Source organism: Caulobacter segnis (assembly GCF_031454995.1).
Classification (GTDB): Bacteria; Pseudomonadota; Alphaproteobacteria; order Caulobacterales; family Caulobacteraceae; genus Caulobacter; species Caulobacter segnis_E.
Genome location: NZ_JAVDRV010000006.1, coordinates 236,563 through 256,796, shown reverse-complemented (window position 1 = coordinate 256,796; position 20,234 = coordinate 236,563). Strand labels below are relative to the sequence as shown.

Below are 20,234 nucleotides of genomic sequence, written 5' to 3'. Positions count from 1 at the left end.
TCGACGCCCGTGCAGGTGGTCTTTTGGACCGGACGGATGCCGACGATTTCGACTTCTTCACCGACCTTCACGATGCCGCGCTCGACGCGACCGGTCACCACGGTGCCGCGGCCCGAGATCGAGAACACGTCTTCGACCGGCATCAGGAAGGGCAGGTCGACCGGACGTTCCGGCTGCGGGATGTACTCGTCGACCGAGGCCATCAGGGCCAGGATCGCGTCTTCGCCGATCTTGGCGTCACGGCCTTCGACCGCGGCCAGGGCCGAACCCTTGGTGATCGGGATGTCATCGCCCGGGAACTGGTAGGACGACAGCAGCTCGCGAACTTCCATTTCGACGAGCTCGAGCAGCTCTTCGTCGTCGACCATGTCGACCTTGTTCATGAACACGACCAGGGCGGGCACGCCGACCTGACGGGCCAGCAGGATGTGCTCGCGGGTCTGCGGCATCGGGCCGTCGGCGGCCGACACGACCAGGATCGCGCCGTCCATCTGGGCGGCGCCGGTGATCATGTTCTTCACGTAGTCGGCGTGGCCGGGGCAGTCGACGTGCGCGTAGTGACGGTTGGCCGTCTCATACTCGACGTGCGCGGTGTTGATCGTGATGCCGCGGGCCTTTTCTTCCGGCGCGGCGTCGATGTCGGCGTAGTTCTTGGCGGTCGCGCCGCCCGACTTCGCCAGCGTGATCGTGATCGCGGCCGTCAGCGTGGTCTTGCCATGGTCAACGTGACCGATGGTGCCGATGTTGCAGTGCGGCTTAGTACGTTCGAACTTTTCCTTGGCCATCGTCTCTACCTTCGCGCCGGCGGCTGGGTTGTTGGGAATAACTCTCGGGGAGCTGGAGCGGGTAGCGGGAATCGAACCCGCATCCTCAGCTTGGAAGGCTGCTGCACTACCATTGTGCTATACCCGCCAAGCTTGCGGGGTCGCGTCGGCTCCCGGTCTCTGGCTCTGGAGCGCCCACGCCCACATCGAAACCCGTCGCGCGCATGGTGGGGGAAGTAGGACTCGAACCTACGAAGGCTTACGCCAGGGGATTTACAGTCCCCCCCCTTTGCCACTCGGGACATTCCCCCAAGCACGCGATGGAGTTCCGAAGCCGGCGGCCTTTATCCGCTTCGACGAGCGACGGCAAGCCGTCAAACGCCGATGCGAAACAAAAGCTTCTTGGACCGGTGACGGACGATGCTAAGAGCAGCGCCGGCAGGCCGAGAAGCCCTCGGGGCCCCAAATCGGAGCGCGTCTTATAGTGTCCTCTCATTCCGAACGCAACGACCGGAAACGCCCTTCTGCACAAGGACGCGATTTTCGTTCCAAGCCCCGGAAACCAAACGATTTTTCCAAGGGCCAAGGCGACGCCAAGGACTGGATTTGGGGGACTCACGCCGTCGAGGCGGCGCTTTTGAACCCTCATCGGCCCGCGCCGAAGCGGCTTCTGGCGACCCCGGATCGGGCCAAGCGACTCGCCCCCGACCTCCAGAAACTTTCCTGCCTGCAGGTGATGGAAGGCCAGGAGATCGCCAAGCATCTGCCGCAGGGCGCGGTGCACCAGGGTCTGGCCCTGAAGATCGACGAGCCCGAGTCGCTGTCGATCGCCGAGCTGGCCGCCTCGAACGACGGCTTCCTGGTGATGCTGGACCAGATCACCGACCCGCAGAACATCGGCGCGATCTTCCGCTCGGCCGCCGCGTTCGGCGCCAAGGGGGTCATCCTACAGGACCGCCACGCGCCCGTTCTCTCCGGCGTGCTGGCCAAGACCGCCGTCGGCGCGGTGGACAAGGTCCCTTACGCGCGCGTGGTCAATCTCTCGCGGGCTCTGGAGGAACTGGCCGACCTGGGCTGGCGGGCCGTGGCGCTGGCCGGCGAGGCCGAGCAGACCCTGGACGAGGTGCTGGACGGCGCCCCGACCGTGCTCGTCCTCGGCTCGGAGGGCGAAGGCGTGCGACGGCTGGTGGCCGAGCACTGTGACGTCTTGGGCAAGATCCCGATGCCGGGCGGCTTCGAGAGCCTGAACGTCTCGGCCGCCGCGGCGATCGCGCTCTATGAGGCGTCCAAGCCGCGCGGCAAGGCGGCGGTCTAGAAGAGCCTTCCAGCGATGCGGAGACGCGCGACCTTGCGGCTGGCGTTGGGCGTGATGGCGGCCGTCGGCGTCCAAGACGCCGCCGCCCAGACCTCCACGGCCGACACCCAGGCTCGGCTGTCGGCCGCGCGTCCCGTCACGCCCCAGACGGTGGCCCCTCCCCCTCCGCCCGTCACGGCCGCCAGGCCGACCGCGGGGCGGGAGCCCATGGCCGCGCCGCCCAAGCCTGATCTTCCCGCCCCGCCGCCCGCCAAGCCCCGGCCCGCGCCCGACCGCGCGCCGAGCTTTATCCTGCTCGTCCCCGCCTTGCTGGCGCTCGTCGCGGTCGTGCGATGGTTTGCACGCCGCCGTCGTTGAGCGCACGAGCGCTTTTGCCCCCGGCGCGGCCTTTTTGCGTCTTGCATCGCCCGCCGCGTCATCCCATTGAGGGCGCATGTTCGACACGCTGATGGCTTACCTGGATGGCTTCCAGGGCCCCTTGATGGCCCTGCTGCAAGTCCTGATGATCGACCTGGTCCTGGCCGGCGACAACGCCGTGGCCGTGGGCCTCGCCGCCGGCGGCCTGCCGCCCAAGGAGCGTAAGAAGGTCATTCTGTATGGCCTGGGCGCGGCGGTGGTGCTGCGGATCAGCTTCGCCCTGATCACCACCTGGCTGCTGGGCGTCATCGGCCTCTTGCTCGCCGGCGGCCTGCTGCTGTTGTGGGTCTGCTGGAAGATGTGGCGCGAGCTGCGCGAGCAGGCCTCACACGATCAGGCCGACGCCGTGGCCATGGTCGATTCCGACCCCGCCACCGAGCCGCGCGCCCGTCAGCCCAAGTCGTTCAAGGCCGCCTTCATCCAGGTGCTGATCGCCGACGTGTCGATGTCGCTGGACAACGTGCTGGCCGTGGCCGGCGCGGCGCGCGAGCACCCGGGCATCCTGATCTTCGGCCTGCTGCTGTCGATCGCCCTGATGGGCCTGGCCGCCAGCGCCATCGCCAGCCTGCTGCAAAAGCACCGCTGGATCGGCTTCGTGGGTCTGGCCATCGTGCTCTATGTGGCCTTCCACATGATCTGGGAGGGCCACCGCAGCGTGGTCATGGACCTGCACAAGACCGACGCCTACAACGCCGCCGCCCCCGCGCCGCTGGACATCAGCCCGGACGAAGTGGCCCAGCACAACAAACACAAATAGCCAGAGCGTGGCAGCCGAAAGCGTGGGCGGTTTCGGCGCCCACCACGCTCCCTTGAAAGAGCCTTAGCGTCCCGGTAGCGGCGGCATGTCCAATCGCCGCAGATCGGCCATTCGCGCATAGAGCCGCAGGATCGCGTGATGCCGCGCGGTGTCGCCCTTGGCCTCGACCGCCTCGTGCAGACCGATCAGCGCCAGGCGCAGGCGAGCGTTCGCCGCGTCCAGCGCGGCCAGCGACAGTTCGTCGGTCCCCGCGACCGCTTCGAGCGCATGGTCGCCCGCCGCCTCTTCCAGAACCGCCTGGATCGCCGCGTTCTCGGTGACGCGCGCGGCGATCCCGCGCTCGGCCTCCTGGGCGGCGAGCAGCGACAGCAGCGCCACCACCGCGACCTTGCCGGCCATGAACTCGCCCTGCTGCTCGGGCGGCGGCGGGTCGATCATGCACAGGAAGTTGCCTACCAGGATGTCGGGCAGGCTGGGCGTCATGACAGGGTCTCCCACCGCATCAGGGCCGCCGCCAGGATTTCGTCGTGACGGCGGGCGGTGTACCAGCCCGAGATCGCCAGCACCGGATCCTTGAAGCCGCCGTCACGGTATTCCTTGGCCGCCGAGGTCCAGATCGCCTGGCCCTTCACGGCGTTGAACAGGCTCCACCAGGCCAGGGCCGTCTCGTCGACCTCAAGCCCGCTGGCCGTCTTCCAGATGGCCAGAGCCTCGTCGCGGGGCAGCATCCCGGAGACCTTGTCGGCCTCGAAATGACCCCAGAGCGGATCAAGCGCCCAGCCCAGATCCTCCAGCGGATCGCCCAGGTGGACCATCTCCCAGTCGAGGATCGCCAGGATCTCGCCCGCCCCGTCGTGCAGGAAGTTACCGGTGCGGTAGTCGCCGTGCACGACGCGGATCGCCTGGGCCGGCGGCGGCGGGCGACGACCCAGGGCGCGGATCGCGGCCCAGACGATCGGCTGCGGATGCTGCTGGTCGGCCGCGATCACCCCGGCCCAGTGGTCCAGCGCGATCCGCCAACAGGCGTCGGGCGCGGGCGCCTCGGCGGCCTTGGCGAGCGGCAGGCCGGCCGGATCGGCGGCGGCGATCGTCCCGAGGATCGAGAAAAACCGTTCCCCGATCGTCCGTGCATGCTCGCCATAGGGCGCGACGGTGAAGGGCGAGGCGGCGGTTCCCCCCTCCACCCGCTCCATGATGAAGAACGGCCGATCCAGCTCCGCGCCCTCTGGCTCCATCGCCACCGGACGCGGCACGGGCAGCCGGTCGTGGAAGCTCTCGAACGCCAGATATTCCAGGCCCCGGTCGGTCTCGATCAGGCTGCCGGGCGGATCGCGGCGCAGGATCAGCGGCCGCTCGCCCTTGGCCGTGCGCGCGCTGAACCGGTAGGTCTCCCGGCTGGCCCCGCCGGGAATGCGCGAGAGGTCGATGACGGCGACGGGCTCGTTCCAGACCCGCGAGAGATACGCCTCCAGGCGTTCGGCGAGATTCATGGGGCCATGTCCAGGATCGAGGCGAAGCCGGACGGCGCGTGCGGGCCGATCGCCAGCTGCTCGAAGACCCCCCGCCCCTTCCGCGACCGCCCGGCGCCGTCGACATAGGTCACGTCGCTGAGGGCCTGGACATGCAGGTGCTGGGGAACGGCGCGGTCGAGGTCGGCGGTGGCGAAATCCTCGCGCTCGATCTTCAGCTTGCCCTGGTTCAGGCCGTGACCCCAGGTCGGGTGGGTGTAGCCTAGGCCCAGCATGAAAAACTCGCGCTTGGGCTCCACCGTCATCGTCCCATCGGCGCCGAAGTCCAGCGTGGCGGCCCGGGCGTGGCGCGTGCCGCTCTTCCAATGGATGGCGTAGGACGCTTCGGCGAAGCCGCCAAACTCGGCCTCGCGTTCGCCGTCGGCCAACCACAGCGCCCGACGGTTCCAGGCCCGGCCCAGTTCGTCGTCATTGGTGTGGAAGAAAAGCCCGCCGTCCTCGAAATTGCAGGGCGCCCACAGCCAGAAGAACTGCGGAAGAACCGGCGGCGCCAGCTCCTGGGGATCGCGCGCCCCGACCGGGCGAACGCCCCAGGAGCGGTCGCGCGTGCCCACGAAGCCGTCGACGCTGGACCGAACGCCGTCGACCTCGATCCACCCCGAATAGCGGCCGTTCTGGGTCAGGCGGGTGTAGTCCATGAAGGCGCGCGGGCCGTTGCGGCGGATGAAGCGCGGCTCCTCGATCGGGAAGGCGCGACCCTCGAAGACGATCTCGGCGGCGATCCCCTGCTCGGGCGCGGTCACCGTCAGCTTCAGGCGCCGCAGCGGCTCCATCACGGTGATGACGATGGGCCCCACGCTCAGGTCCATCCGCTCCATCTCCAGCCAGCGGCTGGCGTGCAGGTTCACCTGCTTGCCGTCCTTCATCACGCAGAAGGCCGCGTCGGCGATGTTCAGGTGTGGATAGACACCGAAGGCCGCGGCGAAGAACAGGTCGTCGCCGTCGCCCCCTCCTTGCTCTTGGGAGGCCGCGTAGCCGTTGAAGAAGTAGCGATCATAGAAATTCCGATCCGTGCCGGCATAGGCCACCGGCTCGGGCGTCTGATGGATCGGATAGTCGTCGCCCCAGGTGAGCGCCATGCCGTCCTCCCCTGTTCGCGCCAGCCTCTGATGGACCGGCTTTACGTCCAGATGAACGACGTTAAGGTCGCGCCCGACGATTGCAATGTTTCCGGAGCGTCAAGGCGATGAGCGGGTGGACACCCAGGACCTGGACGGGTCTGGCGGCGGTGAGCGGGCTGCTGGCGGTGGGCTTCGGCGCCTTCGCCGCCCACGGCGTGACCGACCCCAAGGCGGTCGCGTGGCTTCACACCGGCTCCCAGTATCAGATGGCGCACGCCTTGGCGGTGTTCGCCGCCCTTGGCCTGCATCGCGCCGGCGCCCGCGGCATGGGTCTGGTCGCCGGCCTCTTCCTGTTCGGGACCCTGGTCTTCGCGGGCTCCCTCTACGCCATGGCCCTGGGCGCGCCGCGCATTCTGGGCGCGATCACGCCAATCGGCGGGCTGTCGTTCATGATCGGCTGGGCGTTGCTAGCCTGGCGCGGCTTCACCCTGCGCGATCAGGCCTGAACCTTCTTCCCACCTGGCAGGGCCAGGAAGAAGATCGCCAGCGACGAGCCGACCAGGCAGGCGAACATCACCGCCGCCACCGGCCGCGCGGTGCCGTCGTGCAGGACGCCCCCCACCCAGGAGGCCAGGGCGCCAGCGCCGAACGAGGCCGAGCCCATCAGGGCCGAAATCGAGCCCGCGCGGCGCGGATCCACGCTGAGCGCGCCGGCCATGGTGTTGCCGCCCATCAGGCCGTAAACCGACAACGCCGCGAACAGCAGCGGCAGCACGGTCCACTGACCACCCCAGCCGCTCCAGGCGGCGACCGTCAGCAGCAGGGCCGCCACGATCGAGGCGATGCTGGCCTTGCGCAGCACCTGGTCGGGCGTCGAGCGCCGCAGCAGCCAGCGATTGATCTGGCTGGCGCCGATGATCCCCACGGCGTTGACGGCGAAAATCAGGTTGAAGGCCATCGGCGTGTGGCCGTAGGTCCCCATCACCAGATCCGGCGCGGTCGAGATGTAGGTGAACAGCACCGCCCCATTCAGCGCGCCGGCCAGGGCGTAGCCCATCAGCCGCCGCATGCCGAACAGCGCGACATAGGCGCGGAGCGGGTTTTCGGAACGCGCCTGGGCGGCGGTTTCGGCCGAGCGCGACTCCGGCAAGCCAAGCAGCACCCACCCGCCGATGACCACGGCGAAGACCACCAGGGTCCAGAACACGCCGCGCCAGCCGGCGACCAGCTGGACCACGCCCCCCAGCTGGGGCGCCAACACGGGCGCAAGGCCCATGATCAGCATCATCAGCGACAGCACCCGGGCGGTGTCGGTCTGGCTGAAGCGGTCGCGGACCACCGCCCGGGCGACCACCGCGCCAGCGCAGCCGCCGAGCGCTTGGACAAAACGGGCCGCGATCAGGGTCTCGATGTTCGGCGCCAGGGCGCAGACCGCCGAGGCGACGAAGAAGACGGCGATGCCGATCAGCAGCGGGGGTCGACGACCCAGCCGGTCCGAAGCCGGCCCATAGATGAACTGGCCGATCGCCATGCCGGCGAAGAAGGCGGCCAGGGTCGCCTGGGTCTGTTCGGGGCCCGCATGCAGCGATCGCCCGATCGCCGGCAGGCTGGACAGGTACATGTCGATCGACATCGGCGCGAAGGCCGTCAACGCGCCCAGAAGAACGACAAGTCGCCAAGGAACGGCGGCGGGCGGCGGAGGCGTTTCGGTCATCGACGCTTTTTACGCGCGTTCGCCCCCGAGGAAATACTCAATGGCGAATTCTCGCGCGACGCTTGCGCGGCGCCGATCGTCGCTTCAAGGTGAACACCAATCACATAAGAACGCCTAGGGAGACGCTTGCTCATGACGGCCCCGCCCCTGCCCGCGCCCCAGTTCGCCGAGGTCAACGGCATACGCTTGGCCTACTACGAGGCTGGCCCACGCGGCGGCGTCCCGATCGTCTTCTGCCACGGCTTTCCAGAGTTGGCCTTCTCTTGGCGTCACCAGATCGCCGCCTTGGCCGCGGCCGGACGCTGGGTGATCGCGCCCGACCAGCGCGGCTATGGCCTCACGCCGGGCCCCGACGCCGTCGAAGCCTATGACATGGAGCACCTGACCGGCGACCTGGTCGGGCTGCTGGACCACCTGGGCGCCGACAAGGCGATCTTCGTCGGCCACGACTGGGGCGGCATCGTCGTCTGGGCCATGCCGCTGCTGCATCCGGGCCGCGTCGCCGGTGTCGTGGGCCTCAACACGCCCTTTATCCCCCGCCTGCCGTTCGATCCGATCGAGATGTTCCGCAACGCCTACGGCGACGACATGTACATCGTCCACTTTCAGAAGCCGGGCGTGGCCGACGCACAGCTGGGCGCGGATGTCGAAAAGACCCTGCGCTTCTTCATGCGGCGTCCCAAGGGCACGCAAGAGGACTTCGCCTCCCGTCCGGCCGAGCAACGCAGCTTGGCCCTGCAGGACGCCCTGGCCCACTACGATCCGGCGACCGACGACAACCAGCTGCTGTCCCCCGAGGAGCTTTCGGTCTTCGTCGAGGCCTTCAAGCGCACCGGCTTCACCGGCGGCATCAACTGGTATCGCAACTTCAGCCGCAACTGGCGCATGGCCGAGGGCCTGCCCAGCCGGATCGACGGCGTCCCCTGCCTGATGCTGATGGCCGAGCACGACGTGGTGCTGCCGCCCTCGATGGCCGACCGCATGGGCGACCAGATCGGCGACCTGGAGAAGGTGCTGATCAAGGGCAGCGGCCACTGGACGCAGCAGGAGAAACCCGCCGAGGTCAACGCGGCCTTGCTGGACTGGCTGACCCGGAAGTTCCCGCCAGGGGCCTAGTTCGTGGCGTTCAGCAGCGCCTCGGCCCGACGGCGCATGGCCGCCGCCAGTTGCAGCATGGCCAGGGCGCTGACCTCGTCCCGCTCAGCGGCCCGGATGGAATAGACATTGGCCATCGCGAACAAGGCTTCGACCCGATCGACGCCCTCGGCCCCGAACATCTGGCCGATCTGACGGTCAAGCTCCGCCAACTGCCGAGGGTTAAGCATCTCGAGCAGTTCTTCGTCGGTGTAGTCTTCAGGGGCCGGCTGAATCATGCGCGCAGAATACAGGAGCCGTGGAAACGCGCGAGCCCATGGCGATCCTCCGTTCACAGGCGAACGTAAACCGCGTTAGGGTTAGCGCCATGGATCGTCATGCTTCCGCCGCCGCCATGAGCTCTGTGGGCCGTCGCGGCCTTTACCGCGAGGTCGAACCCTTCTCGTTTGGCTGGATGCCGACCGGCGGTCCGCACGAGATCTACTACGAGGAATGCGGAAATCCCCGGGGCAAGCCCTGCGTGATCTTGCACGGCGGCCCGGGCGGCGCGGTCAATCCGACGATGCGGCGGTTCTTCGATCCGACCAAGTGGCGCATGGCGCTGTTCGACCAGCGCGGCTGTGGCCGCTCGCGCCCGAACGCCAGCCTGGACGACAACACCACCTGGAGCCTGATCGCCGATATCGAGCGCCTTCGCGAGCATCTGGGCGTCGAGAAGTGGACTGTGTTCGGCGGCTCCTGGGGCTCGACCCTGGCCTTGGCCTACGCCATCGCCCACCCCGATCGCGTCGACGGGCTGGTCCTGCGCGGCATCTTCCTGCTGACGCAGAAGGAGCTGAATTGGTTCTACCAGGACGGCGCCTCCATGCTGTTCCCCGACGCCTGGGAGCGGTTCCTGGCGCCGATCCCGGTCGAGGAACGCGGCGACCTGATGGCGGCCTACCACCGCCGTCTGACCTCGACCGACCGTCGCGCGCAGGCCCAGGCCGCGGCCGCCTGGAGCCAGTGGGAGGGCGATACGATCTCCCTGCGCGGCCCCGAGGCGCGGCCGCCGAAGTTCAACGAGGAGGACTTCGCGATCGCCTTCGCGCGGATCGAATGTCACTTCTTCACCCACAAGGGGTTCTTCGACGAGGACGGCTGGATCCTGAAGAACATCGACAAGATCCGCCATATCCCCGGCTGGATCGTTCAGGGCCGCTTTGACGTGGTCACCCCGCTGGACAGCGCCTGGAGCCTGCACAAGGCCTGGCCCGAGGCCCGCTTCGACATCATCTGGGACGCCGGCCACGCCTCGACGGAGCCCGGCGTCATCGACGGCCTGGTGCGGGCGACGGACGCGGCGCTCGCCTTGTAGGTCCTAGACCAGCGAGCCCTTGCCGCTGGTCACCTCGGTATAGCGGTGCACGCGGACGGCCTGCACTAGGCCAAAGCCGATCATGACCGTGCCCATGACGGTGCCGCCGTAGGACAGCATCGGCATCGGCACGCCGACCACCGGGGCCATGCCCATGACCATCGCCCCGTTGATCAGGACATACAGCGAGAAGGTCGCCGTGACGCCGGCCGCGGCGAGGCGGCCGAAGTGGCTGTGGCTGATCGAGGCGATCCGCAGCGCCATGAAGATCGCCGCGCCGTAGAGGAACAGCACGCCAAAACACCCCACGAAGCCGAACTCCTCGGCCAGGGTGGCGAAGATGAAGTCTGTCTGCTTCTCGGGCAGGAAGTTCAGCTGGCTCTGCGAGCCCAGGCCAAAGCCCTTGCCCAGGAGGCCGCCGGATCCCAGGGCGATCTTCGATTGCAAGATGTGATAGCCGTCGCCCGACGGGTCCTGCTCCGGGTTCAGGAAGGTCAGGATGCGGTTGCGCTGATAGTCGTGCAATCCGAACATGATGAAGGGTGGGATGGCCACCAGCGCCGCGCCCGCGCCGGCCGCCATGACCCGCCAGTCGAGGCCCGCCAGCACCATGATCGCCCCACCGGTCGCGGCCAGCAGGATGCCGGTGCCCAGGTCAGGCTGCTTGGCGACCAGCAGGAACGGGACCACGATCATCGCGGCGGGGATCAGCAGTCGCCAGGACAGGCGCGCCGAGTCCGCCGACAGGCCGTGATAGTAGCGCGCCAGGGCCAGGACGAGGCCGATCTTCATCACCTCGGACGGCTGGAAGCGGACAGGCCCAAGCTGCAGCCAGCGCTGCGCGCCCAGCGAGATGTCGCCGACCAGATCCACCGCCACCAGCAGGACGAGGCCCACGGCGTAGACCGGATAGGCGATCGCGAACCACCAGCGCAGATCGCACATGGCCAGGATGATCATGACGACGAAATAGACGCCGAAGCGCAGCAGGTGCTTGTCGGCCCACGGCTCCCACGACGCGCCGGCGATCGAGAACAACATCAGGCCGCCGACGCCGGCGATCAGGGCCAGCACCAGGCAGAAGGTCCAGTCGACCTCCATGAACTTGATGATCGGCCGGTCGCGTTCGCCGGGCCGGGTCAGGCCGCCGCTCAGGGTCATCGGGTCGCTCCCTGCGGAGGGGGGGATGGGACGGTCTCGCCTGGCGCGGACGGCGCCGTCTCGACGGGATCCTCGGGCGCGGCGCCTTCCATGACGTCTTCCGGCGCGGCCTCGGGCAGAGGTATCGGCCGCTCGATGCGGGCTCGGATCTCCGGGTCCTTCAGCAGGGCCACGCGCATGACTTCGCGCGCGCGCGGGGCGCCGGCCGTGGCGCCGCCCATGCCGCCGTGCTCGACGATGACGGCGACGGCGTAGCGGGGATCGTCATAGGGCGCGAAGGCGACGAACAGGTTGTGGTCCTTCAGGCGCCAGATGGTGCCCGTGCCCTTGCGGTTGGCGACGCCATCATAGCTGCGCACCTGGGCGGTGCCGGTCTTGCCGGCCATCTGCACGTCGCCCAGGCCCAGTTGGCTCTGCCTGTAGGCGGTGCCGCGCACGTCATTGGCCACGGCGGCCATGCCGCCCCGGACATAGGCCAGGTGCTCGGGAGAAAACGGCAGGTCCGGCACCTCGGCGCCGCTGGGTTGCTCCACCCCGCCCACCGACTTGATCAAGCGCGGCGTCAGCGCCTTCTTGGCGTTGGCCAGGCGCGAGGTCATCACCGCCAGCTGCAGGGCGTTGACCGTCAGAGCCCCCTGCCCGATCCCGTAGCTGGGCGTCTCGCCCGGAAACCAGATCTGGTTGGCCGGATTCTTCTTGAAGGCCCGCTTCTTCCACGCCCGGTCGGGCACGTTGCCCTTCTTCTGGCCCGGAATGCCGATATCGAACAGCTGACCAAAGCCCATGGCCCGCGCGGCGTTGGCGATGGCGTCGGGGCCGATCTTCAGGGACGTCTGGTAGAAATAGACGTCGCACGAGTTCTTGATGGCGTCGTGCATGTTCTGGGGGCCGTGGCCGCCCTTCTCCCAGCAGCGCCAAACCCGGCCGCCATAGTACCAGCTGCCCGGGCAGTTGATCCGGAGCTCCGGATCGATCCCCGCCGTCAACGCGGCCAAGCCCACCGTCGGCTTGAAGGTCGAGCCGGGCGGGAACAGACCCGTCATCGACTTGTCCAGCAACGGCTTGCGCTCGTACTCGGCCAGCGCCTTGTACTCGGCGCCGGACAGGCCCTTCACGAACCGGTTGGCGTCGAAGCTGGGCGCCGAGACCATGGCCAGAAGGTCGCCGTTGCGGACGTCCATCACGACGATCGCGCCGCTCTCGTCGCCCATCACCTCCAGCGCTCGGTTCTGGATGTCGGCGTCGAGGGTGAGGCGGATCTCCTTGCCCGGCGTCGGAGGGATGTCGCCCTCGGGATCCAGACGGACGACGCGCCCCTGGGCGTCCACCTCGGTCTTGGTGGCGCCGGCGCGGCCGCGCAGAGGTTTGTCGAAGGCCTTCTCGACCCCCTGCTTGCCGATCCGGAAGCCCGGATGGTGCAGCAGTTCCTGGTCCTGGGTCGCGTCGCCCTCGGCGGCCTTGAGGTCGCGGTCCGAGACCTTGGCGACATAGCCGATCACATGGGCGAAGGCGCCGCCGAACGGATAGACCCGCACCTCGCCCATGTCGGCGGTGACGTTGGGCAGTTCCGGCGCGCGAATATTGATGCGGGAGAACTCCTCCCAGGAGAGGTCCTCCATCACCACGACCGGCGCGCGACGCGGCGCGCGGTCCAGCTCCTTGAGCACGCGGGCGCGGCGCGAACCGTCGATCGGGACCAGCTTGGCCAGGTCGTCGAGGACGCTTTCGGCGTCGAGACCCTTGTCCTTGTTGATCATCAGCCGGAAGTTTGGCCGGTTGGACGCCAGCGAGACGCCATTGCGGTCCAGGATCAGGCCACGGGGCGGCGGCACCAGGCGGTAGTTGAACTGGTTGCCGGCCGAGAGCTTCTGGTAGCGCTGAGCTTCGACCAACTGTAGCTGCGCCAGCCGGCCGCCCAGGGCCAGCAGTCCCGCGCCAGTCAGGCCGCCCAGCAGAAACGCCCGCCGGTGGAAGACCCCCTGGCGCTCGTTGACCTCGAAGAAGAAGATTGAGGGCTCGCTCATGACCTCACCGGAACCGCACGTCGGCGTCCTCGAAGCGATCGATCAGGTGATAGGCGAACGGGAACAGCAAGGTCGTGGCCAGGAACTGCCAGAACACGGCCAGCAGGCTGGGCATGGCTAGGCTGTCCAGCATGGTGAAGAGGTAGCCGCCCGCCATGGTGATGGCGGTGATGGCCGCGAACCAGCCCCACAGGATCGGCTGACTCTGGCCGGTCATCATGTTGCGGAACAGCAGAACGACCGCGTAGCCCAACAGCAAGGACAAGCCCCAAAGGCCCGTCGGCCCGCTCCAAAATACGTCCAGAAACAGACCCAGCAACAGGATCGCGAACGGCGCCAGGATCGAGGGGCGGATCAGGGCCCAGGCGAAGGCTGGAACCATGGCGAACACGGGCTCGGGCAGTTGCAGCCCCCAGACGCGCAGCGGGGCCGCGAACAGATACGTCGCGCCCACGCAAGCCAGCATCGGCGCGCCTAGCCATACCGCCGGATTGAGAGGCCGCGCGCCGCTCATCGCGGCGGTTCCGCGGACGTCGGCGGCTTGGCGGTCGCGGCTGACGTGGCGGCGGCGGGCTTGGGCGCGGCCGAAGGCGGCGTCGCGGGCGCCTGAGGCGGCGGCGTGGGACCCGACAGGATCGAGGCCTGCGGATCCTCGGTCGTCACGGGCGGCAGGCTGTGGGTCTCCAGTTGCTTCTGGTTGGCCAGCTGGGCGAAGTCCTTGAACAGCAGGATGCGGACATAGTCGATCGACGCCTGGTCGGCGAACAGCACCACCCGCCAGCGGCCGTCCAGGCCCTTCACGGCGGCCCCGACCGGCAGGCCGCGCGGCACGACGCCGCCGTCGCCCGAGGTGACCACGCGATCGCCCTGCTGGATCGGATCGACGCCGCGCAGGTAGTCGAGCTTGGGATTAGGTCCGCCGTCGCCGGTCAGGATGGCGCGGGCGTTGGTGCGGTCGATCATCACCGGCGTGCGCGAGGCGATATCGGTCAGCAGCAGCACCCGGCTGGCGCCATTGGCGACGCCAACCACGCGACCGACCAGGCCGCGCTCGTTCAGCACTGGATTACCGACCTCGACCCCACGCTCCGAACCCGCGTCGGCCAGACGCGTATTGGCGAAGGGCCCGCGGCTGTCGCTGACGACGCGCGCGGCGGTCATCGGGATCGGCGGATCGGTGCGAAGGCCCAGCAGCGAGCGGAAGCGCTCGTTCTGATCCTGCAAGGCCAGGGCCCGGTCGCGCCACTGGCGCATCTCGGCCATCTCGGCCTTCAGGCGACGGTTCTCCGAGGCCGTGAAGAAGTAGCTGCGCACATAGTCGACGCCGAGGCCCGTCCAGCGCCCCGGCGCGGCGATGACGCCGCTGACCGGCTTGGCCACGGTGTCCATCGTCTGGCGAGTGACGCCGTAGGCCTGCTCCTGGAGGGTCTCGCGCCGGTCCGCCAGCAGGAAGGCGACGGCGATGACAACCGCGACCACCAGGGCCACGGCGGCCGTCCAGGTAAGCGGCACTTTCAGGTCGCCGAGGGGACCTTCGCGAAAGGGCACGAACTGTTCTCCTGGCGCCCCCCGGCGCCTCTAGCGGATTTTTACGCTTAGGCCAGGGTCGATTCCAGGACGCCCTTCATCCACTTCGGATGCTCCAGCACCTTGCCGCAGCCCAGGGCCACGCACGACAGGGGGTCGTCGGCCACGGTGACCGGCAGGCCGGTGTGGTCGCGGATTTCGGCGTCCAGGCCGCGCAGCAGCGCGCCGCCGCCCGTCAGCATGATGCCCTTGTCGGCGATGTCCGAGGCGAGTTCCGGCGGGGTGGCTTCCAGGGCGACCTTCACGGCCTCGACGATCTGACCGACCGGTTCGGCCAGGGCGTCGGCGGCCTGCTTTTCGCTGATGCGGACTTCGCGCGGCACGCCCTGCATCAGGTCGCGACCCTTGACGTCGATCGACAGCCCCTCGCCGTCGGCCGGCGCGCGGGCGGTGCCGATTTCCTTCTTGATGCGCTCGGCGGTCGTCTCGCCGATCAGCAGGTTATGATGGCGACGCATGTAGCTGATGATCGCCTCGTCCATCTTGTCGCCGCCGACGCGGACCGAGCGCGAATAGACGATGCCCGACAGCGACAGCACGGCCACCTCGGTGGTGCCGCCGCCGATGTCGACGACCATCGAGCCGGTCGGCTCGTGGATCGGCAGGCCCGCGCCGATCGCGGCGGCCATCGGCTCGTCGATCAGGCCGACGCGACGCGCCGAGGCGTTCAGGCAGCTGTCGTTGATGGCGCGACGTTCCACGGCGGTGGCGCCCGACGGCACGCACACGATCACCTTCGGGTTCACGAAGCCCTTGCGGTTGTGAACCTTGCGGATGAAGTACTTGATCATCTCCTCGGCGACTTCGAAGTCGGCGATCACGCCGTCGCGCATCGGGCGGATGGCTTCCATGTGGCCCGGGGTGCGGCCCAGCATCTGCTTGGCCTCGATGCCCACGGCGTGGACGATCTTGCGCCCGCCGACGTTACGCAGGGCCACCACCGACGGCTCGTTCAGAACGATCCCCTTACCCTTCATATAGATGAGGGTGTTGGCCGTTCCGAGGTCGATGGCGATGTCGTTCGAGATCACGCCGAAGAGGGAAGAGAACATTGAAAGCCCTGACTGAGGGGTAGGAGGGGCGCAAGGGACGGTCGGATCGAGGTAGGCGGGGCAGATCGGAGAAGCGGAACCCGTCCGTCCGGACGTCGAACGGAAGAGGCGGAGAAAAGAAACGGCTCCTACTTCAAATCAATGCGAGCACAACATGATTCCCGCAACTAGGAGACTTCGACCCGGTCGCGCGGCCGGCGTCGGACGAGATCACCGCCCCCTTTTGGGCGACGCGGTCGTCCTGATCGCCAAATCGCATCGACGCCAGCCCGTTTGCCCTGCGAAAGCGTTGATTTCAAGGTCTATTCCGCGCGGGTTTGACGGGTTTTCCGGCCAAACGGTCCAACCACTCGATCGTGGCGAAATCTAGCCGAGGGCCGCCATGACGACCCCAACCGCGGTCACCGCTCCGGCCAGCAGTTGCAGCGGGGTCAGACGCTCCTTGAACAGACGACGTCCGGCGATGGCGGCGATCGGCATCTCGACCACCCCGACCGCCCTCACCGGCCCCACCGGCGACAGGGCCATGGCGGTGAACCACAGGCCCGAGGCGGCCGCGCCGCAAAAGCCCGCGCCCAGCGATTGGCGCCAGGCGGCGATCACGGCCCTGAGCGACTCCGGATTTCGCCAGGCGAGATAGCCGGTCAGGCCCACCGTCTGGATCGCCTGCACCACCATCACCGTCACGAAGGCCGAGGCGGCCGGATGAGCCGGCTCGAACGCCAGACTGGCCTGGCGGAAGCAGTTGGCGCTGAGCGCGAACACCGCGCCGGAACCCAGTCCGGCCAGGGCCGCGCCCTTGCGCATCACGACCTCGCCCCGCGGCCAGGTCAGGGCGGCCAGGCCGATGCTGGCGATCAGGCCGCCCGCCCAGGTAACCGGACCGACGTGATCGCCGAAGAACAGGGCGCCCCAGACCAAGGCGAACGGCAGGCCGCTCTGCTGCATGGCCGTGCCCAGGGCGAAGGTCGAGCGGTGCATGGCGGTCAGCAACGCCGCCGTGGCCGCGATCTGCAAGCCCGCTCCGGCGAAACAAGCCAGCCAGAAGATCGGCGTCGGATGGGCGGCGGCGCCCGGCGTCAGCAGCCAGGCCGCCGCCGCGAAGGCCGTGGCGAACGGCAGGCCGAACAGGAACCGCACCAGGGTCGCGCCCCACGGCCCCGCCCCTCCCATGATCGAGCGCTGCGCGGCGTTGCGCGCGACCTGCAACGCGGCCGCGGCGACAGTGATGGGAATCCAGATCATGTCGTCAGCGCACCGCCGCTAGAACCAAACCAGACGCCCAAGCCAGACGCGTCACGATGAGGTCCGCGCGGGCCTCCAGGCGGGAAACGAGGTCTTCGACATTGGCCTGATGTCCCTCGGGCCAGTTCGGTTGAGGTGACATGTCATCGATCACGTACAGCCCTCCCCGCTTGAGCAACGCCAAGGTCTCGTCCAGGCCCTCGTACTTGCCCGGCCAGGCGTCGGCGAAAATCATGTCGAATGAACTCGCCTGTTGGCTACGCACATAGTCCAAGCCATCGCCTAGAACGAAGCGCACGCGGTCATCCCGCAAGAGATCCCTCGCGACGCCTTGGACGACCGGGTCGACGTCCACGCTGATCAAGCGGGCGGAGACGTCCATGCCGCCCAATAGCCAGGCCGTGGCGAGGCCAGTGCCCGTTCCCAGCTCCAGCAACCGTCCCCCGGGCTTGGAAGCCGCCAGAAGGCTGAGCAGCGCGCCCGTATTGGCTTCCGAAGGCATATCGAAACCCAACGCCGCCGTGCGGGCCTGGATCGCTTTCAAGGCAGTCGGGGCGGTGCGGTCATTGTCCCCAAACATCGGTCGTTCCTTATACGGCCCTTACGCGGCGGGCCGGTTTCCGAATGGAGCCCTTGCGGGGCTTTGACGCAAAAGTCTGACGGTCGGCCCGAAGCGCGGGCCAGATCGGAAGAAGGCTCGTCCACCATGTCGCCCCACCCGCTTCGCCCCCTGAAGCAAGCCGCCCAGTTCCTGCTGGGCGTGCCGACCGAGGGGATCAATCCCGCCCTGGACCGCATGCTGGAGCTCGCCCAGGCCACGCCGCTGTGCTTCGTGGCCGTGGCGGGCCCCGGCGCGGGCGACGCGATGTGCCAGCTCTGGCGGCGCGGCTACCAGCGCGTCGAGGCCGCGCGCCGGGCCACCTGCGGCGCGGCGGACGAGCGCGGCGACGTGCTGCTGGTGATCGACTGCAAGACGGCGCACGACGCGCGCGCGGTCGTCGCCGCGACCTACACGATGCTGCGCCCCGGCGGGACGCTGGTCGTGGACGCGAGCGCGCTGCTCGACGAGGCGCCCCGCAGGGCGCTCGCCGACGGTTTGCGGGAACTGGGTCTGGACGTTCAGCCCCAGGCGCACCTGGGGGCTGAAATCCTGGCGACGCGGCCGTTCAGCGGACGGCGCGCGGCAGCTTGATCCTGGAGCGCGATGGCCGCCAAAACCGGCGACCACTTTTGGCTATCGCGCTCTAGAACCCGCTGGCGATCGCCGCTTCGGGCCGGCTCTTCTCCTTGCGGGCGAAGAGGTTGTTGAGCGCGTTGACGTAGGCCTTGGCCGAGGCGGTCAGGGTGTCGGTGTCGGCGGCCGCGCCGGTGGCGATACGGCCATCCTCTTCCAGACGCACCGAGACCTGGGCCTGGGCGTCCGTGCCTTCGGTCACCGCGTGCACCTGGAAGAGGCGCAGCGCGGCGCTGTGCGGCACGATCTTGTGGATGGCGTTGAACACCGCGTCGACGGGACCGTCGCCGGTCGCTTCGGCCGTGCTGGCGACGCCGTCGACGTCGAGGGTCAGCTCGGCCGACTGGCCGTCGGTGCCGGCGACCACGCGCAGACGCGAGACGCGGATCTTCTCCGAGCCGCGCGCCAGGGCGTCGTCGACCAGCGCGATGATGTCATCGTCGTAGACGTGCTTCTTGCGGTCGGCCAGGTCCTTGAAGCGGCCGAAGGCTTCCTTCAGCGCGTTCTCGCCCAGCTCGTAGCCCAGGTCCTTCAGCTTGGCGCGGAAGGCGTGGCTGCCCGAGTGCTTGCCCATGACCAGGCTCGACGGGGCCTGGCCCACCGACTCCGGCGTCATGATCTCGTAGGTCTCGCGGTTCTTGAGCATGCCGTCCTGGTGGATGCCGCTCTCGTGCGCGAAGGCGTTCTTGCCGACGATGGCCTTGTTGTACTGCACCGGGAAGCCGGTGATGGCCGAGACGTAGCGGCTGGCGCGGGTGATGTGGGTGGTGTCGATGCCGGTGCGGTACGGCAGGCGGTCCCCACGCACCTTCAGCGCCATGACGATCTCTTCCAGCGCGGCGTTGCCGGCGCGCTCGCCCAGGCCGTTGATCGCGCACTCGACCTGACGGGCGCCGCCCTGCACGCCGGCCAGGCTGTTGGCCACGGCCAGGCCCAGGTCGTTATGACAATGCGTGGAGAAGACGGCCTTGTCGGCGCCCTCGACGTTCTCGACCATCCACTTGAACAGGTCGGCGTATTCCGAGGGATAGGTGTAGCCGACGGTGTCGGGCAGGTTGATCGTCGTGGCGCCGGCCTTGATGGCGGTCTCGACCGCGCGGCGCAGGAACTGGCGGTCGCTGCGGGTGGCGTCCTCGGCCGACCACTCGACGTCGTCGCGCAGGTTGCGGGCGTGAGCGACCGAACGGGCGATCACGTCGATGACGGCGTCCGGCTCCATCTGCAGCTTGTGCTTCATGTGCAGGTCGGAGGTGGCGATCACCACGTGGATCCGGCCGCGCTGGGTGGGCTTCAGGGCCTCGGCGCAGCGGTCGATGTCGACCTGGTGGGCGCGGCACAGGCCGGCGATGGTCGAGTTCTTGACGATCTTGGCCACTTCGCGGACGGCCTCGAAGTCGCCGTTCGAGGCGATCGGGAAGCCGGCCTCGATGATGTCGACCCCCATCTCCTCGAGGATCTTGGCCAGTTCCAGCTTCTCTTCCAGCGACATCGAGGCGCCGGGCGACTGCTCGCCGTCGCGCATGGTGGTGTCGAAAATGACGACGTTGTCGCGCTTGTCGGAAGCGCTGCCAATAGCGGCGGGCGATACGGAGGTCATGGAAGTACTCGTCGAAAGGGGTGTGTGGCGTGCGGGCTGCGGGTCAAAAATCCCCTGTGCGCCCGGCCACGACGATGCGCGGCCCCTAGAGCGCCCAGGGGCTGGTAAGCCGAAGCGAAAGCAGGTCGCGCGCGACAGTCATGAGCGACTTTCTACACAGGCGCCTTGAATCGAGCAAGCAATTTGCGCCCGAGGCGCGATCCGCCGCACGTGGAGCAATATTGTTGCGCCAGACCGAGCCCAAAAAGAACGGGCATCCCGCGAAGACGCAAAACCGAGCCAAAGCCGCACGGCGGAACGGCCGACCTCGCACTGATCTTGCCAA

At 68.3% G+C, this 20,234-nt stretch carries 22 protein-coding genes and 2 tRNA genes; 7 read left to right on the top strand and 17 right to left on the bottom strand.

All coding sequences use genetic code 11. The annotated features are described in order from the left end of the window. The 3 genes from J2728_RS18800 to J2728_RS18790 all read right to left on the bottom strand — a co-directional run. Positions 1 to 785: elongation factor Tu (locus J2728_RS18800; RefSeq protein ID WP_310001586.1), on the bottom strand; the 785-nt coding region annotated here is incomplete at its 3' end. A gap of 53 nt (positions 786 to 838) precedes the next feature. Then, positions 839 to 912, bottom strand: a tRNA-Gly gene (locus J2728_RS18795). A 77-nt stretch (positions 913 to 989) separates the two neighbouring features. After that, positions 990 to 1,075, bottom strand: a tRNA-Tyr gene (locus J2728_RS18790). A gap of 173 nt (positions 1,076 to 1,248) precedes the next feature. Here J2728_RS18790 and rlmB point away from each other — a divergent pair. The 3 genes from rlmB to J2728_RS18775 all read left to right on the top strand — a co-directional run bounded on the left by rlmB (position 1,249) and on the right by J2728_RS18775 (position 3,253). Then, the gene (gene rlmB, locus J2728_RS18785; protein WP_310001584.1) at positions 1,249 to 2,079 is read left to right on the top strand and encodes a 23S rRNA (guanosine(2251)-2'-O)-methyltransferase RlmB; all 831 of its coding nucleotides are present in this window, start codon (positions 1,249 to 1,251) and stop codon (positions 2,077 to 2,079) included. A 15-nt stretch (positions 2,080 to 2,094) separates the two neighbouring features. Beyond that, the gene (locus J2728_RS18780; RefSeq protein ID WP_310001582.1) at positions 2,095 to 2,436 is read left to right on the top strand and encodes a hypothetical protein; all 342 of its coding nucleotides are present in this window, start codon (positions 2,095 to 2,097) and stop codon (positions 2,434 to 2,436) included. 76 nt (positions 2,437 to 2,512) lie between these two features. Further along, positions 2,513 to 3,253: a TerC family protein gene (locus J2728_RS18775; protein ID WP_310001580.1), complete on the top strand. Its 741-nt coding sequence runs from the start codon at positions 2,513 to 2,515 to the stop codon at positions 3,251 to 3,253. A gap of 63 nt (positions 3,254 to 3,316) precedes the next feature. Here J2728_RS18775 and J2728_RS18770 read toward each other — a convergent pair whose 3' ends face one another. Genes J2728_RS18770 through J2728_RS18760 form a run of 3 tightly spaced genes read right to left on the bottom strand, consistent with a single transcriptional unit; the run spans position 3,317 to position 5,861 of the window. Beyond that, complete coding sequence (locus J2728_RS18770; RefSeq protein WP_310001578.1) at positions 3,317 to 3,736, bottom strand: hypothetical protein; 420 nt, start codon at positions 3,734 to 3,736, stop codon at positions 3,317 to 3,319. Further along, positions 3,733 to 4,743: a phosphotransferase family protein gene (locus J2728_RS18765; RefSeq protein WP_310001576.1), complete on the bottom strand. Its 1,011-nt coding sequence runs from the start codon at positions 4,741 to 4,743 to the stop codon at positions 3,733 to 3,735. Before J2728_RS18765 ends, J2728_RS18770 begins: the two co-directional genes overlap by 4 nt. Then, positions 4,740 to 5,861 carry an Rv3169 family protein gene (locus tag J2728_RS18760; RefSeq protein WP_310001574.1) on the bottom strand — a complete coding sequence of 374 codons (1,122 nt, stop codon included), beginning with the start codon at positions 5,859 to 5,861 and terminating at the stop codon, positions 4,740 to 4,742. Before J2728_RS18760 ends, J2728_RS18765 begins: the two co-directional genes overlap by 4 nt. A 107-nt stretch (positions 5,862 to 5,968) precedes the next feature. Between J2728_RS18760 and J2728_RS18755 the strand changes: the two genes are divergently transcribed. Continuing rightward, positions 5,969 to 6,349 carry a DUF423 domain-containing protein gene (locus J2728_RS18755; protein ID WP_310001572.1) on the top strand — a complete coding sequence of 127 codons (381 nt, stop codon included), beginning with the start codon at positions 5,969 to 5,971 and terminating at the stop codon, positions 6,347 to 6,349. Here J2728_RS18755 and J2728_RS18750 read toward each other — a convergent pair. Further along, positions 6,340 to 7,557, bottom strand: coding sequence for a multidrug effflux MFS transporter (locus tag J2728_RS18750; protein WP_310001571.1), 1,218 nt, complete (start codon positions 7,555 to 7,557; stop codon positions 6,340 to 6,342). The genes J2728_RS18755 and J2728_RS18750 overlap by 10 nt on opposite strands. A 132-nt stretch (positions 7,558 to 7,689) precedes the next feature. On the opposite strand from J2728_RS18750, the gene J2728_RS18745 reads away from it, so the two are divergent. Beyond that, positions 7,690 to 8,673 (top strand): alpha/beta fold hydrolase, encoded by a 984-nt coding sequence (locus J2728_RS18745; protein ID WP_310001570.1) that lies wholly within the window; start codon positions 7,690 to 7,692, stop codon positions 8,671 to 8,673. Here the strand turns inward: J2728_RS18745 and J2728_RS18740 are convergent. Beyond that, complete coding sequence (locus J2728_RS18740; protein ID WP_310001569.1) at positions 8,670 to 8,930, bottom strand: low temperature requirement protein A; 261 nt, start codon at positions 8,928 to 8,930, stop codon at positions 8,670 to 8,672. The two genes, J2728_RS18745 and J2728_RS18740, sit on opposite strands and share 4 nt — an antisense overlap. A gap of 89 nt (positions 8,931 to 9,019) precedes the next feature. Between J2728_RS18740 and pip the strand changes: the two genes are divergently transcribed. Continuing rightward, entirely contained in the window at positions 9,020 to 10,009 is a 990-nt protein-coding gene (gene pip, locus J2728_RS18735; RefSeq protein ID WP_310001568.1) for a prolyl aminopeptidase, read from the top strand. Between the two features lie 3 nt (positions 10,010 to 10,012). On the opposite strand, the gene rodA is transcribed toward pip, so the two are convergent. The 7 genes from rodA to J2728_RS18700 form a co-directional block, all read right to left on the bottom strand. Beyond that, complete coding sequence (gene rodA, locus J2728_RS18730; RefSeq protein WP_310001567.1) at positions 10,013 to 11,170, bottom strand: rod shape-determining protein RodA; 1,158 nt, start codon at positions 11,168 to 11,170, stop codon at positions 10,013 to 10,015. Further along, positions 11,167 to 13,194, bottom strand: a complete 2,028-nt coding sequence (gene mrdA / locus J2728_RS18725) for a penicillin-binding protein 2 (protein WP_310001565.1) — start codon at positions 13,192 to 13,194, stop codon at positions 11,167 to 11,169. Before mrdA ends, rodA begins: the two co-directional genes overlap by 4 nt. 4 nt (positions 13,195 to 13,198) lie before the next feature. Next, the gene (locus J2728_RS18720; protein WP_310001564.1) at positions 13,199 to 13,708 is read right to left on the bottom strand and encodes a hypothetical protein; all 510 of its coding nucleotides are present in this window, start codon (positions 13,706 to 13,708) and stop codon (positions 13,199 to 13,201) included. Then, on the bottom strand, positions 13,705 to 14,742 hold the full coding sequence (mreC, locus tag J2728_RS18715) for a rod shape-determining protein MreC (RefSeq protein ID WP_310001562.1): 1,038 nt from the start codon (positions 14,740 to 14,742) through the stop codon (positions 13,705 to 13,707). Before mreC ends, J2728_RS18720 begins: the two co-directional genes overlap by 4 nt. Positions 14,743 to 14,789: 47 nt before the next feature. Then, positions 14,790 to 15,833 (bottom strand): rod shape-determining protein, encoded by a 1,044-nt coding sequence (locus J2728_RS18710; RefSeq protein ID WP_004623009.1) that lies wholly within the window; start codon positions 15,831 to 15,833, stop codon positions 14,790 to 14,792. Positions 15,834 to 16,199: 366 nt separating this feature from the next. Next, positions 16,200 to 17,078 (bottom strand): DMT family transporter, encoded by an 879-nt coding sequence (locus J2728_RS18705; RefSeq protein WP_310001556.1) that lies wholly within the window; start codon positions 17,076 to 17,078, stop codon positions 16,200 to 16,202. Positions 17,079 to 17,082: 4 nt separating this feature from the next. Beyond that, the gene (locus tag J2728_RS18700) at positions 17,083 to 17,658 is read right to left on the bottom strand and encodes an O-methyltransferase (RefSeq protein WP_310001555.1); all 576 of its coding nucleotides are present in this window, start codon (positions 17,656 to 17,658) and stop codon (positions 17,083 to 17,085) included. Between the two features lie 126 nt (positions 17,659 to 17,784). Between J2728_RS18700 and J2728_RS18695 the strand changes: the two genes are divergently transcribed. Next, the gene (locus J2728_RS18695) at positions 17,785 to 18,270 is read left to right on the top strand and encodes a hypothetical protein (protein WP_310001553.1); all 486 of its coding nucleotides are present in this window, start codon (positions 17,785 to 17,787) and stop codon (positions 18,268 to 18,270) included. A 52-nt stretch (positions 18,271 to 18,322) separates the two neighbouring features. Here J2728_RS18695 and J2728_RS18690 read toward each other — a convergent pair whose 3' ends face one another. Both J2728_RS18690 and J2728_RS18685 read right to left on the bottom strand, forming a co-directional pair. Next, a complete protein-coding gene (locus J2728_RS18690; protein ID WP_310001551.1) occupies positions 18,323 to 19,909 on the bottom strand; it encodes a 2-isopropylmalate synthase in 1,587 nt (528 codons plus the stop codon). 85 nt (positions 19,910 to 19,994) lie between these two features. Then, complete coding sequence (locus J2728_RS18685; protein ID WP_106907293.1) at positions 19,995 to 20,051, bottom strand: hypothetical protein; 57 nt, start codon at positions 20,049 to 20,051, stop codon at positions 19,995 to 19,997. Positions 20,052 to 20,234 lie beyond the last annotated feature (183 nt).